This is a genomic window from Roseibium sp. JB4-4 (genome assembly GCF_055693425.1).
This window is the reverse complement of sequence record NZ_CM146333.1, coordinates 2,142,238-2,167,043: the sequence shown is the minus strand read 5'-3', so window position 1 is coordinate 2,167,043 and position 24,806 is coordinate 2,142,238. Positions and strand designations below refer to the sequence as shown.

The 24,806-nt window shown below is 55.5% G+C and carries 21 protein-coding genes and 2 pseudogenes; 10 read left to right on the top strand and 13 right to left on the bottom strand.

Annotated features, from left to right (window positions below; all coding sequences use genetic code 11):
- Positions 1 to 70: 70 nt before the first annotated feature.
- Positions 71 to 961, top strand: a complete 891-nt coding sequence (locus ACZ1HV_RS09980; RefSeq protein WP_298820901.1) for a LysR substrate-binding domain-containing protein — start codon at positions 71 to 73, stop codon at positions 959 to 961.
- Positions 962 to 1,003: 42 nt separating this feature from the next.
- Here the strand turns inward: ACZ1HV_RS09980 and ACZ1HV_RS09975 are convergent, their stop codons facing one another.
- Complete coding sequence (locus ACZ1HV_RS09975; protein ID WP_472717978.1) at positions 1,004 to 1,921, bottom strand: DMT family transporter; 918 nt, start codon at positions 1,919 to 1,921, stop codon at positions 1,004 to 1,006.
- 241 nt (positions 1,922 to 2,162) lie between these two features.
- Positions 2,163 to 3,047 (bottom strand): threonine dehydratase, encoded by an 885-nt coding sequence (locus ACZ1HV_RS09970; protein WP_472717977.1) that lies wholly within the window; start codon positions 3,045 to 3,047, stop codon positions 2,163 to 2,165.
- Between the two features lie 166 nt (positions 3,048 to 3,213).
- On the opposite strand from ACZ1HV_RS09970, the gene ACZ1HV_RS09965 reads away from it, so the two are divergent.
- Positions 3,214 to 3,984 carry a helix-turn-helix domain-containing protein gene (locus ACZ1HV_RS09965; RefSeq protein WP_472717976.1) on the top strand — a complete coding sequence of 257 codons (771 nt, stop codon included), beginning with the start codon at positions 3,214 to 3,216 and terminating at the stop codon, positions 3,982 to 3,984.
- A gap of 24 nt (positions 3,985 to 4,008) precedes the next feature.
- On the opposite strand, the gene ACZ1HV_RS09960 is transcribed toward ACZ1HV_RS09965, so the two are convergent.
- Together ACZ1HV_RS09960 and ACZ1HV_RS09955 are read right to left on the bottom strand one after the other, a co-directional pair.
- Entirely contained in the window at positions 4,009 to 5,151 is a 1,143-nt protein-coding gene (locus tag ACZ1HV_RS09960) for an alpha-hydroxy acid oxidase (protein ID WP_298822599.1), read from the bottom strand.
- A 132-nt stretch (positions 5,152 to 5,283) separates the two neighbouring features.
- Positions 5,284 to 5,946 (bottom strand): annotated as a pseudogene (locus ACZ1HV_RS09955) (FadR/GntR family transcriptional regulator); the annotation flags it as partial.
- Between the two features lie 195 nt (positions 5,947 to 6,141).
- Between ACZ1HV_RS09955 and ACZ1HV_RS09950 the strand changes: the two are divergent.
- Complete coding sequence (locus ACZ1HV_RS09950) at positions 6,142 to 7,440, top strand: DUF3422 family protein (protein ID WP_472717975.1); 1,299 nt, start codon at positions 6,142 to 6,144, stop codon at positions 7,438 to 7,440.
- 59 nt (positions 7,441 to 7,499) lie between these two features.
- Here the strand turns inward: ACZ1HV_RS09950 and ACZ1HV_RS09945 are convergent, their stop codons facing one another.
- Both ACZ1HV_RS09945 and ACZ1HV_RS09940 read right to left on the bottom strand, forming a co-directional pair.
- Positions 7,500 to 7,895: a c-type cytochrome gene (locus ACZ1HV_RS09945; RefSeq protein ID WP_298822603.1), complete on the bottom strand. Its 396-nt coding sequence runs from the start codon at positions 7,893 to 7,895 to the stop codon at positions 7,500 to 7,502.
- A gap of 179 nt (positions 7,896 to 8,074) precedes the next feature.
- Positions 8,075 to 9,016, bottom strand: a complete 942-nt coding sequence (locus ACZ1HV_RS09940; RefSeq protein ID WP_298822604.1) for a LysR family transcriptional regulator — start codon at positions 9,014 to 9,016, stop codon at positions 8,075 to 8,077.
- 153 nt (positions 9,017 to 9,169) lie between these two features.
- On the opposite strand from ACZ1HV_RS09940, the pseudogene ACZ1HV_RS09935 reads away from it, so the two are divergent.
- The 3 genes and pseudogenes from ACZ1HV_RS09935 to ACZ1HV_RS09925 all read left to right on the top strand — a co-directional run bounded on the left by ACZ1HV_RS09935 (position 9,170) and on the right by ACZ1HV_RS09925 (position 12,268).
- Positions 9,170 to 10,665 (top strand): annotated as a pseudogene (locus tag ACZ1HV_RS09935) (FAD-linked oxidase C-terminal domain-containing protein).
- An 8-nt stretch (positions 10,666 to 10,673) separates the two neighbouring features.
- Positions 10,674 to 11,864 carry a glycolate oxidase subunit GlcE gene (gene glcE, locus ACZ1HV_RS09930; RefSeq protein ID WP_472717974.1) on the top strand — a complete coding sequence of 397 codons (1,191 nt, stop codon included), beginning with the start codon at positions 10,674 to 10,676 and terminating at the stop codon, positions 11,862 to 11,864.
- A gap of 44 nt (positions 11,865 to 11,908) precedes the next feature.
- Positions 11,909 to 12,268, top strand: a complete 360-nt coding sequence (locus tag ACZ1HV_RS09925) for a DUF4870 family protein (protein WP_298822609.1) — start codon at positions 11,909 to 11,911, stop codon at positions 12,266 to 12,268.
- Between the two features lie 73 nt (positions 12,269 to 12,341).
- Here the strand turns inward: ACZ1HV_RS09925 and ACZ1HV_RS09920 are convergent, their stop codons facing one another.
- Positions 12,342 to 12,971, bottom strand: a complete 630-nt coding sequence (locus ACZ1HV_RS09920) for a hypothetical protein (protein WP_472717973.1) — start codon at positions 12,969 to 12,971, stop codon at positions 12,342 to 12,344.
- 246 nt (positions 12,972 to 13,217) lie between these two features.
- Here ACZ1HV_RS09920 and glcF point away from each other — a divergent pair, with 246 nt between their 5' ends.
- Positions 13,218 to 14,555: a glycolate oxidase subunit GlcF gene (gene glcF / locus ACZ1HV_RS09915; RefSeq protein WP_472718425.1), complete on the top strand. Its 1,338-nt coding sequence runs from the start codon at positions 13,218 to 13,220 to the stop codon at positions 14,553 to 14,555.
- Positions 14,556 to 14,565: 10 nt separating this feature from the next.
- Here the strand turns inward: glcF and clcA are convergent, their stop codons facing one another.
- The 3 genes from clcA to ACZ1HV_RS09900 form a co-directional block, all read right to left on the bottom strand.
- Positions 14,566 to 15,921: a H(+)/Cl(-) exchange transporter ClcA gene (gene clcA, locus ACZ1HV_RS09910; RefSeq protein ID WP_298822612.1), complete on the bottom strand. Its 1,356-nt coding sequence runs from the start codon at positions 15,919 to 15,921 to the stop codon at positions 14,566 to 14,568.
- A 174-nt stretch (positions 15,922 to 16,095) separates the two neighbouring features.
- Positions 16,096 to 16,851 carry a L,D-transpeptidase gene (locus ACZ1HV_RS09905; protein ID WP_298984942.1) on the bottom strand — a complete coding sequence of 252 codons (756 nt, stop codon included), beginning with the start codon at positions 16,849 to 16,851 and terminating at the stop codon, positions 16,096 to 16,098.
- 249 nt (positions 16,852 to 17,100) lie between these two features.
- Positions 17,101 to 17,721: a DUF2927 domain-containing protein gene (locus ACZ1HV_RS09900; protein ID WP_472717972.1), complete on the bottom strand. Its 621-nt coding sequence runs from the start codon at positions 17,719 to 17,721 to the stop codon at positions 17,101 to 17,103.
- Between the two features lie 378 nt (positions 17,722 to 18,099).
- On the opposite strand from ACZ1HV_RS09900, the gene ACZ1HV_RS09895 reads away from it, so the two are divergent.
- Together ACZ1HV_RS09895 and ACZ1HV_RS09890 are read left to right on the top strand one after the other, a co-directional pair.
- Positions 18,100 to 18,849 (top strand): protein phosphatase CheZ, encoded by a 750-nt coding sequence (locus ACZ1HV_RS09895; protein WP_298822614.1) that lies wholly within the window; start codon positions 18,100 to 18,102, stop codon positions 18,847 to 18,849.
- A gap of 146 nt (positions 18,850 to 18,995) precedes the next feature.
- Positions 18,996 to 19,670, top strand: a complete 675-nt coding sequence (locus tag ACZ1HV_RS09890; RefSeq protein ID WP_472717971.1) for a DNA-3-methyladenine glycosylase I — start codon at positions 18,996 to 18,998, stop codon at positions 19,668 to 19,670.
- Between the two features lie 12 nt (positions 19,671 to 19,682).
- On the opposite strand, the gene hisG is transcribed toward ACZ1HV_RS09890, so the two are convergent.
- The 3 genes from hisG to hisS are packed head-to-tail and all read right to left on the bottom strand — an operon-like array spanning position 19,683 to position 23,279.
- Positions 19,683 to 20,651 carry an ATP phosphoribosyltransferase gene (hisG, locus tag ACZ1HV_RS09885; RefSeq protein ID WP_298822616.1) on the bottom strand — a complete coding sequence of 323 codons (969 nt, stop codon included), beginning with the start codon at positions 20,649 to 20,651 and terminating at the stop codon, positions 19,683 to 19,685.
- Between the two features lie 3 nt (positions 20,652 to 20,654).
- The gene (locus ACZ1HV_RS09880) at positions 20,655 to 21,809 is read right to left on the bottom strand and encodes an ATP phosphoribosyltransferase regulatory subunit (RefSeq protein ID WP_472717970.1); all 1,155 of its coding nucleotides are present in this window, start codon (positions 21,807 to 21,809) and stop codon (positions 20,655 to 20,657) included.
- A 3-nt stretch (positions 21,810 to 21,812) separates the two neighbouring features.
- Positions 21,813 to 23,279: a histidine--tRNA ligase gene (gene hisS / locus ACZ1HV_RS09875; RefSeq protein ID WP_472717969.1), complete on the bottom strand. Its 1,467-nt coding sequence runs from the start codon at positions 23,277 to 23,279 to the stop codon at positions 21,813 to 21,815.
- A 370-nt stretch (positions 23,280 to 23,649) separates the two neighbouring features.
- Here hisS and ACZ1HV_RS09870 point away from each other — a divergent pair, with 370 nt between their 5' ends.
- Positions 23,650 to 24,798, top strand: a complete 1,149-nt coding sequence (locus ACZ1HV_RS09870; RefSeq protein WP_472717968.1) for a glycosyltransferase — start codon at positions 23,650 to 23,652, stop codon at positions 24,796 to 24,798.
- The last annotated feature ends 8 nt before the right edge of the window (positions 24,799 to 24,806 follow it).

The following is a 24,806-nucleotide window of genomic DNA, read 5'->3' as shown; positions in this document are numbered from 1 at the left end:
AGAATGTGTGATGTATCTTCATCAAATCAATTCGTAACTCATATCGCTCGGCACATTCGCGGGAATTTGCATGAATCACGCGCTAGATATAGATCAGCTGCGAACCTTTCTGGCTATCGCTGAGCTGGGAAGTTTCACCAAGGCCGGGGAAGCTGTTCACAAGACCCAATCAGCTGTTTCCATGCAAATGCGCCGTCTGGAAGAGCGTGTCGGACAGCCGATTTTTATCAAGGACGGCCGCCAGTCGCGCTTGACCGAGGATGGCCAACGGCTGGTTGAATTCGCCCGTCGGATGATCCTTCTAAACGATGAGACCCTGTCCGCGTTCAATGGCCATAAGGAAGTGGGCCATGTGAAACTTGGGGTGCCGGACGACTACGCCGACAGGTTGCTGCCGCAAGTTCTGGCAGCTTTCAACCGGCTTAATCCGTCGATCGAGGTCAAGGTTGAGTGTTCCGGCAGCTCAAAACTGACCGAGGCGATCCGTGAAGGAGCGCTCGACGTTGCCATCACCACATCAAGTGACACGATGGATCTGCGCGGCGAAATCATCCGGCGCGAACCTCTTTACTGGGTAACGTCCACACAGCATTCTGCGCACACCCAGGAGGTGATCCGTCTCGCGCTTGGTCCGGCAACATGTGGATGGCGGCGTCTTTCCATGGATGCGCTCGATCGGGCCGGACGCAGTTACCGCGTTTCTTACACAAGTTCGAGCGCTGCTGCTCTGGTCGGTGCAGTTCAGGCCGGGCTGGCGGTGACAGTGTTTCCCGAAAGTGCAATTCGAGACGGCATGCGCATCCTGGAGGAAAGGGATGGGTTTCCGTCCCTGCCATATTGCGACATTGCCCTGTTGCGCTCAGACAGCGCACGCGAAGCCATGCACGATACGCTCTGCAATCATCTGATCGCGGCAATCGGCAATGTCGGAAACGGAACCAGCCAGGTGGCTGCGGAATAAGTCCGGCAAATATGCGTTTTTCCAATGGTTGCGCGGTACACTTTACCGTGCTCGCAGCATCATGAGATTGCCTGCAAGCACAAAGATCAGGCCTGAAGCGGCAAGCACTGTCCACTGATAGTCTTCAAAGATCGTCGAAAGCGTCAGCGCCACCACCGGGAACATGACGGTGGCGTAGCCTGCGCGCGCCGAGCCGATGCGTCCGAGCAGTGTCAGATAGGAAGCAAAGGCGATCACCGAAGCGACAAGCGCAAGATACACGAGCGTGCCGAGGTAGGTGAAGGACCATTCAATGGCGAAGCTTTGACCGCGCAGCGCCGAAGCAATCCCCAGAAATACCATACCGTAGACCATACCCCAGGCGGTCGCAGGCGTTACGCCGATCCCTTGGCGCTGCGTATCTGCAGACAGCATGTTGCCGAAACAGAAGCTGAGTGTGCCGCCAATACACATGGACAGTCCGAAAAGCGTCTCGGAGCTGTATTGCGCACTGGCAAGCGTTGGCCAGAACATCAAGCCGATCCCTGCAAATCCAAGGACACCTGCGGCAAGCGCCAGCAGGTTCGGCCGTTGACCAAACAGCAAAAGTCCGAGAAACAGGTTGAAGATCGAAGCGGTTGAAAAGATCACCGCGAGCAGACCAGAAGGCAGATGCGAAGCGCCATAGTAGAAGAGCGTGAAATTCGTCGAAAACAGAAAAGCCCCGAGACCGGCGAAGCGAAGGTGGTCTTTGAGCGGAAACGAAAGATCATGCCCTCTGTATTTCGCCCATGCCATCATGATCGTTGCGGCCAGAACGAACCGCCAGAAAACGGACACTTCTGGCGCGACCGTTGCGACCTGGCCTTTCATTGCGATCCAGCTGAAGCCCCATGCAAGCACGGTCGTCGCATAAAGACCGTAATCGGTTGCATTGAAACCATGTGACTTGGATCCGGCAGCAGGGGATGCGACGCTCATAAGACTGGCCAATCGGAAATGGGAAGTGAAACCAATGTGAGTGCATGGCCGGATCAGCACAAATGATTGTTTTTGATCTATCCATCACGAGATCCGATGACTTCTCGTGTTGAAGCTGTGACCTTGATGCTGAAAGTGCGGCTGCGACGTCAAGCTTCGGGTGTTTCTCCGCGCAAGATCGTGCGCATGACGTCTTCATCGATGTTGCCGCCTGACAGAATGACGCCGGCTTTCTTGCCCTTCAGGTGCGCAGCATCTTTTTCAAAGCTGCAAGTGCTGCGGCACCTGCCCCTTCAGCAAGATTGTGGGTGTCTGAAAAGAGTGTTCTCACCGCGTCCGCAATCTCGTCTTCTGAAACCGAGACGATGCGGTCAGCACCTTTCTTTAGAATGTCGAGTGCTGCCTTCAGCGGCTCGCGGCAGGCCATACCGTCCGCAAAGGTCTTCGCGGTCCGAGTCGTGACGATTTTTCCCGCGTCATGCGAAAACTTGTAAGCCGGCGCACATTCACTGACCACCGGAACGATTTCGGTTTTCAAGTTGAGCAAATCCCGGACGGTGATCAGTCCGCAGGCACCTGACCCCATGCCGACGGGCACGTAGACGACATCCAGATCCGAACAGCTTCGGAATAGCTCAAGGGCATAAGTCGCAACGCCAAGGACAATGTTCCGATGGAAAGAGGGAACCATAAGATAGGTCCGCTCTTGGGCCACTGTTTCGGCGATTTTCCGGCTGATATCGAAATCACGTCCTTCAACGACAAGCTCCGCGCCAAGGGCCCGCATGGCCCTGTTCTTTCCCTCTGCATTGCCTTCGGGAACGACGAGAGTTGCTGTCAGGCCGAGTATTCGCGCCGCCAGTGCCATCGACTGGCCGTGATTGCCGCGTGTGGCCGAAATGATGCCTTTGGGACGGCCATGGGCCTCAATGTGTTTTTGAATGTAGACGATTGAACTGCGCGCCTTGAATGCGCCTATAGGCGTGTGGTTCTCATGCTTGACCACGACTTCGAACCCGAACCGTTTTCGCAGCAGAGGCCAGGAATAGGCCGGCGTCTCAGGCATGATCTGGCGAACGAGAGGCAAAACCGCCTCCAAGTCTTCATGTGTAAAAAGCGTTGTCATTGTTGTTGTCTTCCTAGAATGCGAAGAATTGAAACCGGATTGGCGGCGAAGCTGACTCTGTCAGAGGACCGGGTTGCGAGATGGCAGATGTCATCGTCGAAGTCTTTCAGGATCCTGAACCACAACGTGCTTGAGCCGATTTCGCAGTTGGGTCAGATTGCCCCTGATGATTGCTCGTAATCCAAAATCGATATTCGTCGCCGGTCACCTGGCCAAGCTGCTTGCTCCGGGTCCTTATGACGCAAGTTATGTTGCTGCCGGTGACAGCATCGGTTTTGCCTTTGATGCCCAGACGGGCAGTCACGCAATCGGAACGGACAGAACGGCAACTTTTTTCAGGGATCCGAACACATATGCGGGGGTGCCAAAGGGATGTGATGTTCGCTCTTGTTCGCTCACTGGAGGTGAGTATCTGCTGGTGAGCGGGCCTCAGATAGCGGTATGCGCAAAACACTATCGGTCCAATATCCGTGCTCATCGGACACGTGCACTTGCCGAACAACTCAGGCGCTGGATGCTGGCCGGTCAAACGCCAGACGTATTGAGTGCGGAAAACACATTTCGGCAGATGAGCGCGGTCGTTGCAAACCCAAAACGGGATCCGAAAGCCGCTAGATGGATGACACCGAGGCGCTTCCGGCAATTGACCGAGATGGTTGAAGCCAAGCTGGAAGGGCCGATAACGGTGGCAGCGCTGTCTGAAGAGATCGGCGTTTCGGCAAGTTTTCTGAGCCGCGCCTTCAATGCCTATTGCGGACAATCACCCTATGACTTCATCTTGAGCAGACGTCTGCAGCGGGCTCGCCGGCTTCTTGAGGCTACACAGCATCCTCTCGTGAAAATTGCGCTGAAGGCAGGGTTCTCCTCGCAAAGCCACATGACGTCGGTCATGAGAACAAGGTTGGGAGTGAACCCTACGATGATCCGGCGGCCCTGAGGCCGGTGCCGCTATGCCGCCGGTTCAAGGCGACATGACCAGGTTCTGGCGGCCCACTTTGCTGATGTCCGTCTCGCCGCACAGACCCATGGTGACGTCCAGTTCCTTGTGCATGATTTCCAGAACTCTGGTCACACCATGCTTGCCCATCGCTCCGAGGCCATAGATGAATGCCCTGCCGATATACGTGCTGTGTGCACCCATCGCTATAGCCTTGAAGATGTCCTGCCCGGATCGGATGCCGCTGTCGAAGTGCACTTCGATTTTGTCTCCAACCGCATCAACAATGTCGCCGAGCACTTCATAAGAAGCCAGCGCTCCGTCGAGCTGACGGCCCCCATGGTTGGAGACGACGATTGCATCGGCACCGAGTTCGGCTGCAATTTTGGCATCATCGACGTCATTGATGCCTTTCAGGATCAATTTGCGGTCCCAGTGCTTTTTGACCCATTCGACGGAAGACCAGTCGAGTGTCGGATCGAACTGGCTTGCAGTCCATTCTGACAGTGATGACATGTCCTTTACGCCCGTGACGTGACCATGAATATTGCCGAAGCCATGTCGCTTGGTCTGCAGCATGTTCCAGCACCAACGCGGTTTCAGGCAGAGGTCCAAAAGCACATGCGGTTTCGGTTTCGGCGGTGTACTGAGACCATTCTTGATGTCCTGATGGCGTTGACCGAGAACCTGCAGGTCGAGGGTCAGAACCAGCGCAGAGCAGTCAGCTGCGAGTGCTCTTTGCATCAGACTTTCCGAAAAGCCCCGGTCCCGCATCACGTAGAGCTGAAACCAAAATGGATTTTTCGTGTTTTCGGCAACATCTTCAATGGAGCACACGCTCATGGTCGAAAGGGTGAAGGGCACACCGAACTCTTCAGCAGCCTGTGCTGCCAGAATTTCACCATCAGCATGTTGCATCCCGGTGATGCCCACGGGCGCCAAGGCCACAGGCATGGTTACATCCTGACCGATCATCGTTGTCTTGACCGAACGATTGTCGATATTGCGGGCAACACGCTGACGCAGCTTCTGTTTTTGCAATGCTGTTTCGTTTTGCCGGTATGTGCTTTGTGTCCAGGAGCCGGTGTCGGCATAGTCATAAAACATCTTCGGGACCCGGCGTCTTGCCAGAGCCTGCATGTCTGCAACATCGGTCACAACGGTCATAGAAAATCCTCCGGGAAAGTCACGCGCGAGTGGAGCGCTTAAGGGGGCGGTTCGTCTGAGGCCGGCCAGGAGTTCACGTTCGTCGAGTCCCTGTGCGTCAGCCAGCGTTCCGCGTACATAGTCGATGTGTTCTTCGGCAGCGCGACAGGCGCTGATTGGGTCACTTTCGCGAATGGCCTTTGCAATTGCACAATGCTGGTTGAGCAATTCAACACGGGCATTCGGCAAGTGGTAAAGGCGACCACGATTGTAAAAGACACCGTTTTCAAGCAGCCGGTAGCAAGATCGCAAGGTGTGCAGCATGACCACGTTATGGGCTGCTTCTCCAACCGCGTGATGAAAAGCCACGTCCAGCAGGGCTTCAGATTTCAGATCCTCCGCCTCGTGTGCGGTCTCCATCTTTGCGACAATGTCGTCCAGACGGGCAATGTCCGAAGGCGCTGCACGCATTGCGGCCTGAGCGGACGCCTGACCTTCGATGCTTCTGCGGAACTCAAAATAATCGCTGATTGCTGAAGGGTGACGGGCGATCAGCTGAACGATGGCGTCGGAAAAGATAGGTCCGATGAGATCACAGACGAAGGTTCCGCCCCCGCGTCTGGCTTCGATCAGTTGCCGTTCCTCCAGCTTCTTGAGGGCGTCGCGAAGAATAGGCCGCGAGACGCCAAGCTGTTCCGCAAGATCGCGTTCCGCTGGCAAGCGATCACCGGAAGACAGCACGCCTTTGAGGATCAGGTCCTCAATTTGGGCAACGACAGCATCGGCTGTTTTCTGATGGTCGACAGGCTGAAACATTCAGATTTTATCCTTTGAACGGAGGGCAACATAGCGATGGATTTCAAATTGGTCAATTTTTTTGTCCAATTTAATGTTGCTGAATTGACGCGGCAGACTGCCAATAGCTGCATGCGGCAAAAAACGCGGTTGGATTACTCGTTTCCCTAGGGGCAAGGTAGATGCACGGGTTTTCTGTCAAAGTGAGAGGGTACTTTGAAACAGGTGTCGGACAACGGATCGTCGCTTCCCAACTTCCAGACGTCGCCATTGCGCGAACGTGTGTTGGGAGAAGTCCACGCACGCCCATTCAGACCGATCAGCAAACAACGGACTGTCTTGCATTATGCTTTCCTGACCAATGCGGATGAGGCAGCGGCAGATCATGAATGGCTAAAGGAGTTTTGTATTTCGCGCGGCGGCCACGGTCCCGCACCAGGTGCGCGCCACTATACGCTCGACTTCGGGGGCGGAACGCTCAGCTGGGAACAGCATGCGGAATTCACCACTTACACCTGGGACGGACTGGCCAATCCTGGTGCGATGTTCGCAAGCGTGCCTGCATCGCATCCTTTCGGCGTTGCTTTCAAAGCGCCGGGCGATCTTCTCGTTGCAGTTCGGCTGGAAGTCAGGGGAAGGCCGGAAAACGAGAGTTGGCGTGAATACTTCGATGAAGGAAGTCTCACCGTATCTCAGCTTGAAGACGGAGCGGCAATTGTCGCCACGGATTTTCGCCAGGACGGGGATGGCCTGACCCGGTTTGCGTTGTTCGTCGACACACTGAGCGACGTGCAGTCGGGCGCCGTTGTCCAGCGCCTCCTTGAAGTCGAAACATACCGTACGCTGGCAATGCTCGGTTTTTTTGAAGCGACTGGCCTGCAGCCGGAAATCAGACGGTTTGAAATAGAGTTGGCCGAACTCACGGAAGAGATGAAAGATGCGTCTGCGCTTGGCGCCAATCAGGACCTTTTGGACAAGTTTACGGCCCTGGCTGCAGCGCTTGAAGCCGGGGCAACGGCGAGCACGTTCCGGTTCGGTGCCAGCCGGGCTTATGCTGAAATCGTCAAAGCCAGGTTCATGACACTCCGCGAGGAGGCTGCTCCGGGAGATCTGTCCATGGCGGCTTTTCTAGCGCGGAGGCTTGCACCGGCCATGAGGACCTGCCAGGCGATTGAAGATCGTCAAGCCATGCTGTCACGCAAACTGGCCAGAGCGACAACACTTTTGCGCACACGGGTCGATGTTGATCTGGAACAGCAGAACCGTAGCTTGCTGCAATCCATGAATCGCCGTGCCCGGCTTCAACTTCGGTTGCAGCAAACTGTTGAGGGTCTTTCAGTCGCAGCCGTCAGCTACTATGTGGTCGGCCTGATTTCCTATCTTGCAAAGGCAGCCAAGGAAGCCGGGCTTCCGGTGCCAAACGCGAGCATCATGACTGGTCTCGCCGTACCGGTGGTGATCATCGCCATCTGGTGGACCGTGAAACGGATACGCAAGCATCACGGTGAGCATTAGCAATGAAAAAGGCCGGACTGTTGGCCCGGCCTTGTCGTTCATCTCAAGAAGCGGGGACCTTACTGGGTCGTACCGTCTTCTTGGTACTGCGCCATATAGGCAATTACGTCGGCAAGATCTGCTTCCTTGCGCAGTCCGGCAAAGGCCATCTTGCCTTTTGGAATGACTTCCTTCGGTTTTGTCAGATAGGCTGTGAGTGTTTCTTCATCCCACACCTTGCCGTCGGCCATTTCGACCAGCGCCTTGGAGTATTTGTAGCCCTCAATGGCACCCCAAGGGCGTCCTACGACACCGTTCAACTGCGGGCCGACCTTGTTTTTAGCGCCTTCGCCAACGGCGTGACAGGCAGCACATTTCTTAAATACTCTAGCGCCTTTTTCAGCATCGCCCTCGGCGCTTGCCTGAAAAGTAAGGGCCAGAAACACTGTTCCGGCGATCATCAGCAATCGCTGCATGGTTTACTCCCTCAAGTTGGGTAAATTGAAACCCGCCCACAACACAACAGGAAGTCCGGCCGCGATGCAAGCGACCGAAGGTCCAATTTACGTGAGCATTTTGTCGCTCAGGGAGAATACCTATAGGTTGTTTCGGTCGTTTGTAGGCTGGCGGCTTGACCGTGTTTGCGCGGCCGTCATCAACCGGCTTTTGCCCTGCTCGGCAGCCGCAACCAGTCCTCCAAACCAGCGTCCCAATAAGGCTCTGAACCATAAAGTCCGGCGAGGAAATCGATAAAGACCCGTACCTTGGCCGGAAGGAACTGCCTGCTCGGATAGACCGCATAAAGGCCAACGTCCCTGGACGCGCGATAGTGTGGCAGCAGCATTTGCAGCTTACCCTCACGCAACTCAGGTCCCACATCCCATGTCGACCGCAACGCGATACCGACCCCTGCCAGAAGGCATTCACGGATCACTTCGTTGGAATTCGTTTTGACCGGTGCGCGTGTACGTACCGTTTCGATCCCGTCCGGTCCCGCCAATCGCCACGGGTCCTGATTGGTGGACGCCAGTGTCACGTGTTCGCTCAGGTCTTCGATTGTCTCAGGCATGCCATATCTGGCGATATAGGATGGACTGGCGCACAAAACCCGATGCACTGGAGAAAGTTTGCGTGCGACCAGACTTGAATCAGACAGTTCTGCAATACGGATTGCCAGATCATATCCGTCTCCGACAATGTCGACGAAGTCGTCCGAAAGGTCCAGATTGACCGTCAGATCCGGGTTGGCGGTCAGAAAGTTGCCGAGATGCGGGGCAATGTGAAGGCGCCCGAATGAGGTTGGTACGGCAACCTTCAGGCTTCCCCTCGCTCTGGCCGAACCGCGGGAAACAAAGCTTTCGGCCTCTTCAACCGAAGCAATGATGGCAACGACCCGCTCGTAGAAACCTTGGCCCGCCTCGGTCATCGCGATTTGGCGCGTTGTCCGCTGGAGAAGCCGCGTGCCGAGTTTCTCCTCGAGACGCCGAATGCGCTTCGAGACCACGGCCGGTGACAGGTTCATTTCTCGTCCGGCTGCCGACATGCTGCCAGCACTCACCACTCGGGCGAAAATTTCCATGTCCGTCAGATTGCTCATTTTCAATCCCACCGAAAAATATTTATTATTTTCCGAACATTTCCCTCCGCCGCGATACTTGTCAGACTAGGGACGTGTTGCTTTGCCAGCTCTGGATACGCAGTAAGTATCTTTCCGGATCAGCGCAGGGCTAAAAATCGAGGAGATTAGCCCGTGACAGCGATCGCAATGCCCGCACCGGATCCGGAAGTGCTTGCCAGGCGCCAGGATATTTTGAAGGCCCTCCAGGCCATAGTGCCGGGGGAGGGCGTGATCCACGACGAGCGCGAAATGCGGGCATATGAGACCGATGCCCTGACAGCGTATCGCCAGTTGCCGTTGATCGTGGTCTTGCCCGAAACCGTCGAGCAGGTCTCGAAGATCCTGAAGTACTGCCATCAAAATGATGTGAAAGTGGTGCCACGCGGCGCCGGGACATCCTTGTCCGGGGAGCATTACCTCTCGAAGATGGCGTGCTTTTGTCGATGATGAAGTTCAACCGTGTGCTCGATATCGACTATGATAATCGTGCGGTCGTCGTTCAGCCGGGCGTTACCAATCTCGGCATCACGCGCGCCGTTGAACACGAAGGTTTCTACTATGCACCCGATCCGTCCTCACAAATTGCGTGCTCCATCGGCGGAAACATTGCCGAGAATTCGGGCGGGGTGCATTGCCTGAAATATGGCCTGACCACCAACAACGTGCTCGGACTGGAGATGGTGTTGATCACCGGCGAGGTGATCAGGCTCGGCGGCAAACATCTGGACAGCGAAGGCTACGATCTGCTGGCTTTGATGACAGGATCAGAAGGACTTTTGGGTGTTGTCACCGAAGTGACGGTCAGGATCCTGCAGAAACCGGAAACCGCGCGTGCGTTGCTGATCGGGTTTCCGAGCAGTGAAGATGGTGGTCGTTGCGTTGCAGATATCATCGCAGCGGGCATCATTCCTGGCGGTATGGAGATGATGGACAAGCCAGCCATTCATGCCGCAGAAGACTTTGTCCATGCCGGTTATCCTCGTGACGTCGAAGCGCTTTTGATCGTTGAACTCGATGGTCCCGAAAAGGAAGTCGACTTCCTGATCGGCCGGGTGGAAGAAATTGCCAAGGCCAACAAGGCCAGCCACATCCGCATTTCCCAGAACGAAGAAGAACGAATGACTTTCTGGGCCGGTCGCAAGGCGGCATTCCCTGCAGTCGGCCGGATTTCGCCGGACTATCTTTGCATGGACGGAACGATTCCCCGCCGCGAGTTGCCCAAGGTTCTCTCCCGGATGCGGGAGTTGTCGGACAAGCACGGCCTTGGCGTGGCGAATGTGTTTCACGCCGGTGACGGCAACTTGCATCCCCTAATTCTTTATGATGCAAACAAACCCGGCGAGCTGGATGCCGCGGAAGCATTCGGTGCCGATATCCTTAGGCTTTGTGTGGAAGTCGGCGGCGTTCTGACGGGCGAACACGGTGTCGGTATCGAGAAACGAGATCTGATGACGGACATGTTCTCCGAAGAGGATCTGAAACAGCAGCAACGGGTCAAATGCGCCTTCGACGAGAAGCATCTGCTCAATCCGGGTAAGGTTTTTCCGGTGCTGCACCGCTGTGCCGAACTTGGCAAGATGCATGTTCACAAGGGGCAACTGCCCTTTCCGGACATTCCGCGGTTTTGAGGGATCACATGGACGCAACATTCAAGCCGCAAACGGCGAAAGACGTGGAAGTCGCCGTCAAATGGGCGGCTGCCGAAGACCAGCCGCTGGAAATCGTGGGACAGGCCTCAAAAAGGAGCCTTGGGCGACCGGTTCAGACCGCTCATGTGCTGAACTTGTCAAAACTATCCGGGATCGACAGCTATGAACCGGCGGAATTGGTGTTGACCGTCAAGGCAGGAACGCCGATCGCCGAGATCGAAAAGCTGGTCGATGAGAATGGACAGGAATTGTCCTTCGAGCCAATGGATTACGGTCCGCTTCTGAATGTCGATGCAGGACAGGGAACTGTGGGTGGTGTTCTTGCCGCAAACCTGTCGGGACCGCGCAGGTTGAAGGCAGGCGCGGCTCGGGATCACATCCTTGGCATGGAAGCTGTTTCGGGTCGTGGAGAAATTTTTAATTCCGGCGGCAAGGTGGTGAAGAATGTCACGGGCTACGATCTGCCGCGAGCACTCTGCGGTGCATTCGGTACCCTGGCTGTGGCCACGACGGTGACTTTGAAGGTCAACCCGAAACCGGAAACCTCGGCGACGTTCGTGCTTTCCGGGTTGGATGCCGCACGTGGCATCAGTGCGCTCTGCAAGGCGATGGGGTCTTCCGCGGAAGTTTCCGGTGCTGCGCATCTGCCGGCCGGAATCGATGGAGACATAAGCAGGACGCTGTTGCGTCTGGAGGGATTTGAAACCTCCGTCGACTATCGGTTCAAAACCCTTGAAGACCTTCTGAAAAGTTATGGGCCTGTCACCCGGATAGAAGAACAAGACAGCAGGAAACTCTGGCAGACAGTCAGGGACGTTCGCCCGTTCGCAGGCGTGGACAATCCTGTCTGGCGGATTTCCGTTGCACCGACGGTTGGCCCAAAACTGGTTGAGCTCCTTGAAAAGGAACTGAAAATCAACGCGTTTTTCGATTGGAGCGGCGGGCTCATCTGGTTGATGTGTCTGGATGGACTTGTCAATGATCAGCATATACGGGCCGCTGTTGACGCTGTTGGAGGTGGGCATGCCACACTTGTGCGGGCAGTTCCGTCCATCAGATCAAGCGTCGCCGTTTTTCAGCCCCAGCCGGCGCCTCTTGCGGCACTTTCCAAACGTTTGAAGGAACAATTCGATCCAAAAGGTGTTCTAAATCCTGGACGTCTGGTCATGGGCGTGTAGTTTGTTTTACATTTCCAATCGTATTTTTAATTGCGGAGCGTGAAATGGAAGATAAATCCGATGTTGCCGGCTACATGGAGCCGGGCGGCAAGAACGCCACACTTGTCTATATCCTTTATCTGGTAAATATCATTGTGCCGTTCACCGCGATTGTCGGCGTAATTTTCGCCTACTTGAATCGCGGCAAAAGCACAGGCTGGGTCGAGAGCCACTACACGTATCAGATACGCACTTTCTGGATCGGGCTGTTGTTCGGTATCGTCAGCGCGTTGCTGACCATTGTCCTGATCGGCTTTCTGATGATTATCGCGGTGCTTATCTGGATGATCGTGCGTTGCATCAAAGGGCTTCAGCTGGCGGGGCGCAACGAGCCTGTGCCGAACCCTGAAACCTGGATGTTCTGATCCGGCTATCTGCCAACGACGCCGACACCCCAAACCTTTGGCAAAGGGGTGCCGGCGCGTGTCTAAGGTGACGTCAGCTGGCCGGTAGGCACTTGACGGTGACGTTGTAGCCGTAGCCGTCACGCTGATGGGTCGTGTTTTTCAAAGACCACTTGTTGTTCTTTGCCTTGTTTTTTCGGGCCGCGACCGCGTCCAGCTCAAAATAGGCTTTTGCCGACACTGTCCAGGTTTTGCCGAGCGCTACTGATTTCTTCATGCCGCTCTTGATTTTCTTGTCCAGATTGAGCGAGCAGGCCTGTACCGGGTCCCAACCTTGCCATCTGATTTTCTTCAGCGGGATCGTTGGCTTGTAGGAAATTGAGACAGTGCGTTTCGATCCTGACCCGACATCGCGGTTCTGAAAACTTTTGCTCCAAAGCGACCAGTCTCCTTCGAAATAGAGCACGTTTTTGAAGGAGCCAACTTTCATCGCAACAATGCGTTCGCCGCTGGTCGCCTTGCCGTAAAGGCGCAACAGGAAGCGATGCGATTTGGATTTGATCTTGGTGTAATTGTAGGAACTGGCGGAAACTTCGACAGGAATGACGTCGATGCCGTCGCGTTTGACTTCAACCTTTTCGATCCAATCCTTGGCCAGTGCGCCTGTTGCGAGACTGGAAAGGGCGGCAGTTACAAAAAGTGTCTTGGCAATTTTCTTAAACATAAAAAGTCCTCAATCGGGGTTAATCGGCCCACTGACGAGCACTCTAGTTCGCCGAATTTGAACTGTTTCTGAGGATGTCATTTATCTCGTATTCACATTCGATTTGCCTGGTGTGAAAAGCATTCGCCAGATCGCTTCATTGTCCAATCAGGCAAAACGTTTGTGCCGGAAAGGCACCTTGTGCCCCCATTTGTGAGCCCGTACGATCTGCCAGCGATTGTCGAAGGCGAGGGACACAGGAACGCGATGCAGACAAATTTCACTGCAGAACAGCTGAAGGACCGGCACGTTGCGGAATCTGAAAAAATTCTGCGCAAATGTGTGCATTGCGGTTTCTGTACTGCGACCTGTCCAACCTTCACATTGCTGGGTGATGAGCTCGACAGTCCCCGCGGGCGGATCTACCTGATCAAGGACATGCTGGAGAACGACCGTCCGGCAGACGAGAAGGTCGTCAAGCATATCGATCGGTGCCTGAGTTGCCTGGCCTGTATGACCACTTGCCCTTCCGGGGTGCATTACATGCATCTGGTCGACCATGCCCGGGCGCATATTGAAAAGACCTACAAGCGACCCTTGACCGACCGTCTGATGCGTTCGGTTCTTTCGTTTGTGCTCCCTTATCCGAGAAGGTTTCGGTTCGCTCTGATAGGTGCCTATTTCGGACGGCCGTTGGCCGGACTTTTGAAGTCCTTCGGTGGCCCCTTCGCCAAAATGGGCGCAATGCTGGAACTTGCACCGTCAAGAGCACCAATGCGTGGCCAGATGGAAGGCCCGGGTGTCTTTGCTTCTGAACAGAAAAGCCGCAAGGGACGTGTGGCATTGTTGAGCGGATGCGCTCAGCCAGTGCTGAACCCTGGCATCAACGACGCAACGATCAGGCTGCTTCGACGCTCCGGTTATGAAATCGTTTTGCCGAAGGGCGAAGTCTGCTGCGGTGCTTTAGTGCACCATATGGGCAAGGAAGAAGCCTCGCTCGAAAATGCCCGTCGCAACGTGGACGTCTGGTCGGCGGAAGCCTCGGGCGAGGGGCTTGATGCGATCCTTATCACCGCATCAGGCTGCGGCACGACGATCAAGGACTACGGCTACATGCTGAAAGACGACCCCGCCTACGCAGAAAAGGCTGCGCGGGTTTCAGCTCTTGCAAAGGATGTGACCGAATTTCTGACCGGAGTTGATCTTGGCGAGCCTCGGTTACGACCAGATCTGACGGTTGCCTACCATTCGGCCTGTTCCATGCAACATGGCCAGAAAATCACGCGCCAGCCAAAGGACCTTCTGAGCGCTGCGGGCTTTCAAGTGAAAGACGTGCCGGAAGGGCATCTGTGTTGTGGGTCGGCTGGAACCTACAACATTCTTCAGCCGGAGATCGCCCAAAAGCTGCGCGACAGGAAGGTGGCCAATATTGAAAGCACCCGACCTGATGTCATCGCAACGGGCAATATTGGTTGCATGACCCAGATCGGTCTGGGCACGCAGATACCCATCTTACATACGGCGGAACTGCTGGACTGGGTTTACGGGGGGCCGGAGCCCGAAGATATCGCAACGGTTCTGCATGCACCTGAGGCCGCGGAATAGGTGAGCCTTTTTAGCTCTCGCGGGTGCCGAGCTGTACCGGGGTTTTGTCTTTCTCGTCATCGACGGTTTCACCCGCCAGTCTGAGTGTCCGTTCAAGAAGCTGTTCGTAAATGGGCCGGCCACCGAGATGGTGCGCCGTCAACGAGGCCGTTGTGCAAGTCACCAGAACCGGCATGATCAGCGCATAGGCGCCCGTCAATTCCATCACCAGCACAACGCCGACGAGCGGAGCCCGGACCGACGCGGCAAAAAACCCGCCCATGGCGGCAACTGCGCAGGCAGCGCGGAAGTCCGATTCGATCGGCAACCATTCAACCGATGCGACACCAAATGCGAGACCAGCACATGTGGCGATCGATAGCATGGGTGCAAAAATTCCGCCGGGGACGCCGGATGCATAGGAAAACAAGACCCCGCCGAAGCGCAGCAAGGTCAGCAGCAACAGTGCGTAGACGCCGTAATTGCTGGCAATCAGATGATGAACAAGATCCTCGCCGCCGCCTGTTGCATCTGGAAAGGCATTCAGGAGAATACCCGTCAGCGCGCCGATGGCCAGGGCGGGAAGCCAGCGCAACCCTCTGGGAATGCGCAAGAAAAGATCCATTACCGCGATCAGCGCATAATTGAAAAAGACACCGAGCGCACCGAGAAAAATCCCGAGAAGGCCAAGCAGCAGATAACTCCAGACGGGTATGTAGCTGACTTCGACCAGAAGAATGGGGCCTATATGGGTCAGCTCCTCCATCACGGCTGCGCTGAGGATCGACGCGATGATAACCGCCATGTAGGTCCGGTAAGAGAAGGGAAATTGCCGTCTTGTCTCTTCCACAATGAATAGGATCGCCGCCAGGGGCGCGTTGAAGGCGGCTGCCAGTCCGGCGGCCGCACCGGCTGCCAGCAGGCCTTTGTGTTCGGGAGCGGTCACGTTGCCCGATCTTGAAATCGCCTCGGCTGTCATTGCCCCCATGTGGATGGTGGGGCCTTCGCGCCCCAGAACCAGGCCGGAACCAAGCGCCAGCAGGCCGCCAAAAAACTTGGCCACGAGAACTCTGGCCCAGTTCAGGGGCCGTTTGTCTTCCATGGCGCCTTCTATTTCCTGAATGCCACTGCCCGCTGCTTCAGGTGCGACACGCTGAACCAGCAGGAACGCACCTGTTACACAAAGAGCCGAAATGCAAATCGAGACCAGATACGGCAGATAGCCTGACCCGAGCAAAGCTCTGAGGTTACCATATTGGGCAAAAATAAATTCCAGTCCGGAATGAAAACCCGTGGCCAATCCGCCGACAAGCAGACCGACGAGCGCCGCCTTTACGAAATAGGCTGCGTCGGAACGGGCCGAGAAGGATTTGGAAAAGTCTGTCATGCCACGGGCCGGGATAACTTCGGTTGTTGCTCAATGGGAATGAGCTTTCTGGAAAGATAAACTGCAGACAAACCCGTGTACGTGCAAGGCTTGAGCAGATTTGCGAAAAGAAAACGCGCAGGAAAAGACCCGCGCGTTTCTTGATCCACTAACTCTTATCGGAGCCATCCGTGCTCAGATTACGTGCACCCTTGTGCCGACTTTCACCCGCTCGTAAAGGTCCATCACGTCCTCGTTTCGCATGCGGATACATCCCGATGACACGGCATGTCCAATGGTCCATGGCTGGTTTGAGCCATGAATACGGTAAAGTGTCGATCCCAGATAAAGCGCGCGGGCGCCGAGCGGGTTTTCAGGCCCACCAGCCATGAAAGCAGGCAATTCCGGGCGACGTTTGCGCATCGCTGCAGGTGGGCGCCAATCCGGCCATTCGGCCTTTCGGGTTACCTTGTGGGAACCGGCCCACTCAAATCCCGGTTTGCCGACCCCAACCCCGTAACGGCGGGCAGTCCCGTCATTTTGCACCAGGTAAAGGTAGCGTGCGTTGGTGTCGATCACGATCGTGCCTGGCTTGTGCTTGCCGTGATAGTCAACAACGGTTGGCAGGAATTGCGGGCTAACCTGTCGGCTTTGTGGCTGACGCACCTGGCGCTGCGGTTGCTGACGAACCGGCTGCTGGCGTGGTGACCACCAGTTTGCGCGGCGAACCTGCGGCTGGACCACCTGACGACGTTGTACAGGCGCGGCCGCACGGCGCTGTGCGCGTGGCTGAAGTTGCAGCACCCAGGGTTCAGTCAGGTTCGGGCTCAATACCAGCGGAGGTGGTGACACCTGACCGGCCAACGCTTGTGCGCCCGGAATACCGGTAGCAACGACCAGGGCGCTTGCGGCAACCAAAGCCAGACTCGTAACTTTTTTCAAAAAGAACATGGCAGTACTCATAAACTTGTGATCGACCACGTTCACCGGCATTTACAAGCGCCGGTTAACGGATTGGCAAGGATGATAAGCGCTGCCGCTCAGTCAAAAGTGAATCTGAGTCAGAGAAACGAAGTAATCGTTTCTTATGGTTATTTCTTAGTTGAAGAACAGGCTTAATAAAACACTATCTATCGTGCTGCGACTATGCGCATGAATTCAATCGATATTGAATTTTTTGCTCTTTTGAAGAAACTTTGGTTAACGAACGCGGCGTCGTGCATCCCGCGCAACAATCGGCAAGATGTCCCTGGTCTGTTGTTTTGACATGCCGGGTCTTATGCGCGGGTCGTAAAGCATGTTGAGAATCAGCTGGTCGAAAACCGTAAACCTGCTGTGCCGGGAAGAATCGTTAAAGACAGAGTGGGTCAGGGCAGCGTCGTCATTCATGGGACCAAGCCCTTGAAGGATTTCTTCGACCAGACAGCGTCGGAACAAGAACTCGCCCTCGTCTGAAACAATGACGGCTGCCGACCTCTTTATACCGTTGCGACCTGAGACAACCCGGACGAGACATCTGCCGGGGACACGGGCGCGATCATTTTTATAAATGTCCTTGCGCACGACCGGTTCGTACTGAACCCTGTCGACAACGTAAACCTCAAAATTGGCGCTTGCCCGGTCATTGGTGATCGCAGTCGTCAGGCCGCCCACTCGTTTGCCGATTTCCTTTACGAACCGGTTCACGGTATTTCGACGGTCACGGGCGGAAAGATTATGAACATAGAAAAGCACAGGCCGGGTGAATTTCTTCACCAGGTATGGCCGCCAGCTCCAACTGCGATATTCAAGGCCGAAAACCGTCTTTTCAAACCCATCCATGATTTCTTCCATGGAAAAGGATTCACTCGCCGCCTGCACCGGGGACGAACAAAAAAATCCGGTCATCAAAAGAATCAGCAAATTGGAGCGCAGGATTTTCATAAGGGAATCTACCGCTTCACCATCACATTGGAGCGGGCAGTAGCCGGGCAGGCTCTGCGGTTTCGTGTGTTGTCATGCGCCAGGCCATTCCCTTGATCTTGTCGCGGGAGGATAGCCAAAGCACTTCAATGAGGGAAGCGATTAAACTGTTTCCAGAGTGCAAAGCGTCGGTCCATTTGCTCCGAGAACTGAAAAAACAATTCTTTAAACTTCCGCTGTTAAAGATGGTTCTCGCAGCGATTTCAATCGCCAAAGGGGCTAGGGACGGGAGTAAGCATGGCCGCGGTGAAAAGATCCTTTCGAGCGGAAAGCTTGATACGTATGAATTCAGGGGCAAACGATGACCCCGGATATGCAGAAGAACGCCGTCACCAGGAAGTCTTGGCGGAGATTGCCAGCCTCAAGGCCATGATGGGCAAGGGTGCTGGAGAACAGCAGGCCCTTGACCCGGAGGAAATGGGCGCAAAATTCATGTCCGAGTTCCGCAAGGAGCTTTCGGAGGCTGCCAAGCTGAAGGTCGAGCTGGACGCCATGTATGAAGCGATTGCTCAGACCAAAAAGGAAATCGCGACACTGCATCACACAACGGGTTCCAAGGGTGAAGAAATGACCCGGGTGACCAATGAACTTGATGCTGTCGTGGTTGGAACGGAAGGCGCAACCGAAACGATTCTTGCCTCGGCAGAATTTATTGACGAGACCGCCAACACATTGTCTGCACGCGTTGGTGCGGAGGATGCCGAACTTGCGAACGACATCCAGGAAAAGGTCATCAGCATCTTTGAAGCCTGTAACTTCCAGGATCTGACAGGACAGCGTATCACCAAGGTGGTCGCCACACTTCGGTTTGTGGAAGACCGGATCATCCAGATGATGGATATCTGGGGTGGCATTGAAACCTTCAAGGAACTCGAAATCGAAGAGCGAAACCTCAAGGAAGGCGATGCTGCGCTTCTCAACGGGCCGGCACTGGAAACGGATGCCGATGTTGCAACGCAGGACGACATCGACGCACTGTTCGCCTGATCAGCAATCGTTCTGCAGGAGACCCAAAAAGCCTGGCTGTTTGCCGGGCTTTTTCTTGTTTGCCTTCACCAGCTTTTTTGCTGCCTTGCCAACACCGTCAATTTGGCCTAACAGATAGAGAACAAACAGTGAATATTGAGTGGGTCATGACCGAACAGAAAAGCGCGCCTGCAGCAAAAGCCGAACCGGATCCTGACACTGGATTGCTTGTTGGTACGGACGGGCAAAGTCGTTGCTGGTGGTACGGCGGTTTGGAGGATTACCAGCGCTACCACGATGAAGAGTGGGGCTGGCCGGTTGACGAAGATCGTCGGCTTTTTGAAAAGGTCTGCCTGGAGGGGTTTCAGTCAGGCCTTTCCTGGCTAACCATCTTGCGTAAGCGTGAGGGGTTTCGGGCGGCATTTGCGAATTTTGAGTTCGAGCGTGTGGCAAAATTCACGGACAAGGATGTCGAGCGCTGTCTGAATGACAGTGGAATTGTTCGCCATCGCAAGAAAATCGAATCCACCATCAACAATGCCAATAGGGCGCTTGAACTCAGAAAAGAATTCGGTTCTCTGGCAGCCTATTTCTGGGCATTTGAGCCAAAGACGGAAGATCGACCGGAAAAAATTGATTTTCCAACTGCAAAGACGCTCGGCAGGACAGCGGAAAGCACGGCGTTGTCCAAGGATCTCAAAAAGCGCGGCTGGAGCTTTGTCGGCCCGACAACGGTCTACGCTTTCATGCAATCCATGGGTATGGTCAACGACCATCTGGAAGGGTGCTGCTGCAGGGATAAGATCGAGAAGGCACGGGCAGGCTTCAAGCGACCAGTGTAAAGCTGGCTGAACTTAGTTGCCGACTTTTTCCTGCAATGGCGCGAACAGCCGGTTTTCCTTTGAGAAAACATAGTCCAGCGTTTCGACAGTGACAGTGTCAGCACCTTCCGCGATCAGCAGTTGTGCGCAATCCGCAACTGCATCTTTCGGGCACAACACACTGACGTGGTTCATGTCATCGCTTTCAGAAAAGCGTTGCAAAGCACCGACATGGCTCACGGCTCTAAGGGCCTGCGTCCGATCGTCGACAACGGCTTTGACCAACTTGACGTCGCGGGCAGCCTCTTCCGCGGCAATCCGGTCGAGAATGGCCCGGGCACCTGTCAATGCCTCGTCTGACCAGTCTGCGCTCAGGGATGCCACCAGATTGGCCTGGCTTTTCAGCATGACCCCGTCTGAGAGAATCTTCAGATTATTGGCCTGAAGCGTGGAGCCGGTGGTTGTGATGTCGACGATAAGTTCCGCGGATCCGGCCGCTGGCGCGCCTTCGGTCGCCCCAGCGCTTTCCACGATCCGGTAGTCGGCTATTCCGTGATTTGCAAAGAATGATCTGGTCAGGTTGACGTATTTTGTGGCGACCCGAAGCCTGCTGCCATGACGGTTTCTGAAATCAGAGGCAACATCGGAGAGATCCGCCATCGTCTCAACATCAATCCACGCCTTCGGAACGGCGACCACGACATCAGCTGGCCCGAAACCAAGTGGCGTTACGATGTGCACGGTCACGCCCGGGTCTGCAATATTCTCGTGCACAAGATCCAGGCCGGTGACGCCGAAATGTACTGCGCCGTCTGAAAGCGCTCGTGCGATCTCCGAGGCAGAAAGAAACGCAATCTCGACACTGTCGAGGCCTTTGATCGCGCCGCGGTAGTTGCGTGCGCCACCTGGTTGCACGACCTTCAGACCTGCGCGGCCGAAAAAGTCATGCGTTTTTTCCTGCAAACGGCCCTTGGAGGGGACGGCGATGATCAGTTTGCTCATATGTCAGCCCTCAACGCTCGCTGCAATCCGGTCCAGCCACATGGAAAACCCAATGGCTGGAACATCTTCCTCAGCACCAAGCAGATTGACCAGCTTGTCATAGCGGCCTCCACCCACCAGCGGACCTTCCACGGTTTCCTTCGAAGCGTGGATCTCGAAGACGAAGCCGGAATAATAGTCCAGACGCCGGCCAAATTCGGCTGCAAAGTTCAGGCGAGAGAGGTCTATGCCCTTCTGGTCAACAGCCATCATCCGCTGCTCGAACGCAGCAAGCGGTTTGTCGAGGCAAAGTCCAAATTCGTTGCCGAACTGCCGCAGGACCGATGCGGCTCTCGCACCGTCTGATGTCAGCGAAAGATATGCGGAAAGGATTTCGGCTGCTTTATCATGACCGCGTGCGCCGCTTGCAAGCGCAGCCTGCTCAAGAAAACGGTCTGCGATTTCACTGGGTGTGCGCCCACCGACAGCAGATATCCCGGCTATGGAAAGAAGATCTTCGACCACCGCGTGCGCCGCTTCAGGGTCTGCGCCTTCCAGAGCGGAAAGAAAACCAAGGCGGACATCCCGGCCTTCGTCGTCGGAAACAGCACCACCCGCCATCCGCTCGATTGCAGCCGAAAGCTTGTCGGTTTCGCCAAAGAGGTCACGCAGACGGCGACGCCAGACGTTTGGGAGGTCCAGACTTTCAAGAACGGCAGCAAAAAGGGTCTCGTCACCAACCCGGATGGAGTTTTCACGAACTCCGAACGTTTCCAGTGCATTGACAGAGAGCGCCAGCAGGTCAGCATCGGCTTCGCTGGTATCGGTCCGCCCGAGGCTTTCTGCGCCGAGTTGAGGAATTTCACCGAGACCGGCAGGTCTCTGCCGAAACACGGGGCCGTGGTAACAATAGGCGGCTGGAAGGCTCACTGTGTCTTGAGCCAGGTGATGACGGCAAACCGGTATGGTGAAGTCGGGCCGGAGGCAAAGATCATGACCGTCCGAACCGCTTGTGAGATAAAGCCGACGGCGAATATCCTCGCCTGTCAGATCCAAAAAGACATCAGCGGGCTGGAGGATCGGCGGGTTGACTTCCGCATGACCGGCCACCTTGAAAAGTTCAAGCACTGCTTCGATTTTCGAAGGAACCGGTCTGTTCATCTGTGCCGAGCCATCCATGGCTTACTCCTCGCGCGCCCGTCTGCGATCATCAGCCTGCCCGTCCAATAGACCCTGAACAGTCACGACAAGGTCGGGTTCCTTGACCGTGACCTGGGCCGGACGGCTTTCGCGCCAGGTGATGTTGTCGGTGATTTCTTCCGACAATCGTTTGCCTTCAATCAGGTCCTTGATCTGGATTTCCCCCGCGTCGCGCTCGTCTGAGCCCTGGATAATCGCGATTGGGCAGCCGCGCCGGTCGGCGTATTTCAGCTGATTGCCAAATTTCTTCCAATTGCCCTGATACATCTCCGCGCGGACACCGGCGGTGCGCAGATCCTGAACCATTTTCTGGTATTTCCCGAGGGTTGCCGTGTCGCCATCCATGACAGTCACCAGCACCGGAGCCACCACATCAGCGGTGCCGAGCTTGCCTAGGTTTTTCAATGCCGTCATCAGTCTGGAGACGCCGATGGAGAACCCTGTCGCCGGAACATCGCGCCCGGTGAAGCGTTTGACCAGTCCGTCATAGCGCCCGCCACCGCCAACGGATCCGAACTGAACGACTTCGCCCTTTTCGTTGGTCACGTCAAACAACAGCTCGGCTTCATAGACAGGGCCGGTATAATACTCCAGGCCGCGGACAACGGATGGGTCGATCTTGATCCTGTCTTCGTCGTAGCCACAGCTGGCAAAGATCGCAGCCATCGTGTTGAGTTCGGTGATACCGTCGTTTTCGATGCCATCTGTTCCAGACAGAAAGGCAACGAGCGTGTCTATCGCAGCCGGCTCCAGTCCAGCACCTTTGGTGAAGTCGCCGCTTTCGTCCTTGCGGCCGTCGCCAAGTAAAAGACGGACGCCTGCAACACCGAACTTGTCGAGTTTATCGATGGCCCGCAAGACCGTAAGGCGGCGTTCCTCGTGTAGTTCGCCGCCAAGGCCCACACTTTCCAGAACGCCGTCCAGTACTTTGCGGTTGTTGACACGGATGACATAGTCGCCGCGCGGAATGCCAAGGGCTTCCATCGTATCAGCCATCATCATGCACATTTCCGCGTCGGCCTGTACGCCGGGAGCACCAACTGTGTCGGCGTCGAATTGCATGAATTGACGGAACCGGCCTGGACCGGGCTTTTCGTTCCGGAAGACCCAGCCGGACCGGTAGGTACGATATGGGAGTTGAATTTCATTGATGTTTTCGGAAACATGCCGGGCGAGCGGCGCCGTCAGGTCGTATCGAAGGCTCATCCATTGCTCGTCTTCATCCTGTACGGAGAAGACACCGGCGTTTGGCCTGTCGGTGTCGGGAAGAAATTTTCCGAGACAATCAGTGAATTCAAAGGCAGGCGTTTCGACTGGGTCGAAGCCATATTGCTCATAGACCGCACGGATATTGGCCAGCATCTCATCCGTCGCACGAATGTCGTCAGCAGTGCGGTCAACGAAGCCGCGCGGCAAGCGGGCTTTCAGTTTGTTCGGTTTTTTGGCCATGAAGTCTTCTGATCCTGGCGAGTTCCCTGCGGGCCGGCGTCAAACGGCAAACCGCCCGGTATTTGTGATGTTGCGGTTGTCCTATAAGAAACAGGTCACAAGGGCAAGACGGGCGAAAGCGCCAGAAGTCACAAGGATTTGCTCATCTTAGGTATCGGAATGATGCAAAGCTGCCGGATTGCCTTGTTTGCTTCACAGTTGCCGTTAAAAGGTCTCTGCCGGGACCGGGGCAACGCCGCCAAGGGCCGAGAGTTCCAGTTCGTGTTTTCGAGTATTTAATCTCTGGCGGGCTATGGTCCCGGGCAAATTGTGAGAATTGCGGCTGCTTGAACTGCCAAGGCGGATAAGATGGCAGCGGATAAGGTTTGAAATGGACAGCGCAGTGCAAATGGAAGAGAGCAAGGCCCAGGACGTTGATACGCCGGCAACTGCGCGGTCCGCCGAACTCAGTGTGATCCTGCCGAGTTTCAACGAGGCTGCCAATATTCCGATCCTTGTCGGTCTTCTGGAAACTGCGCTGAGCGGCATTCGCTGGGAAGCGATAGTCGTCGATGACAATTCGCCTGACGGAACAACCGAGGTTGCGCGCAATATTGCTGCAAGAGATGCCCGAGTTCGGGTGATCCGCAGGATCGGAAGACGGGGCCTGTCTGGAGCCTGCATTGAAGGCATACTTGCATCTTCAGCTCCATTCGTTGCCGTGATGGACGCCGATCTCCAGCATGACGAAACCATGCTGCCCAAGATGCTGGATGCCCTGAAAAAGGATGACACCGATCTTGTGGTTGCCAGCCGGAAGGTCGATGGCGGAACGGTTGGCGAAGGTTTGTCTTCGATACGAGCCTGGGGTTCCAATATTGCCAATGGTCTGGCGCAAAAGCTTCTAAACGTAACGCTGAAGGATCCGATGAGTGGCTTCTTCATGGTCCGGCGCGAAAAGGCGGAAAGCCTGGCACCACAGCTTTCGCCACAAGGTTTCAAGATCCTGCTCGACCTCGTTTCCAGCGCAAACGGAGCGTTGAAAATCAAAGAGCTTCCGTTCACTTTCCGTGAGCGGCAGCACGGCGAAAGCAAGCTTGATACGCTCGTGACGCTTGATTATTTTGGCCTGCTGCTGGCCAAGTATTTCGGTGACGTCGTCTCTGTGCGTTTTCTGATGTTCGGACTTGTCGGTGCCAGTGGCCTTGTGGTTCACCTTGTGGCACTGCGGCTGTTTCTGCTGAGCGAACTGGAGTTCAATCTTGCTCAGACAGCGGCATCCTTTGTTGCGATGACGTCCAACTTCTTCCTGAACAACCAGCTGACCTATCGCGATCGGCGCTTGAGCGGTGTGCAGGCCGTGATTGGCCTGTTTACTTTCTATGCCGTCTGTTCGGTCGGCGTGTTGGCCAATGTGGGGGTCGCAAACCTGATGTATGCGGACCCGGCCTATTGGTGGTTTGCAGGCACGGCAGGCGCAGTCATGGGAGCTGTCTGGAACTATGCGGCCAGCGCGGCTCTGACCTGGCGCAGAAACTGACCCGGTAA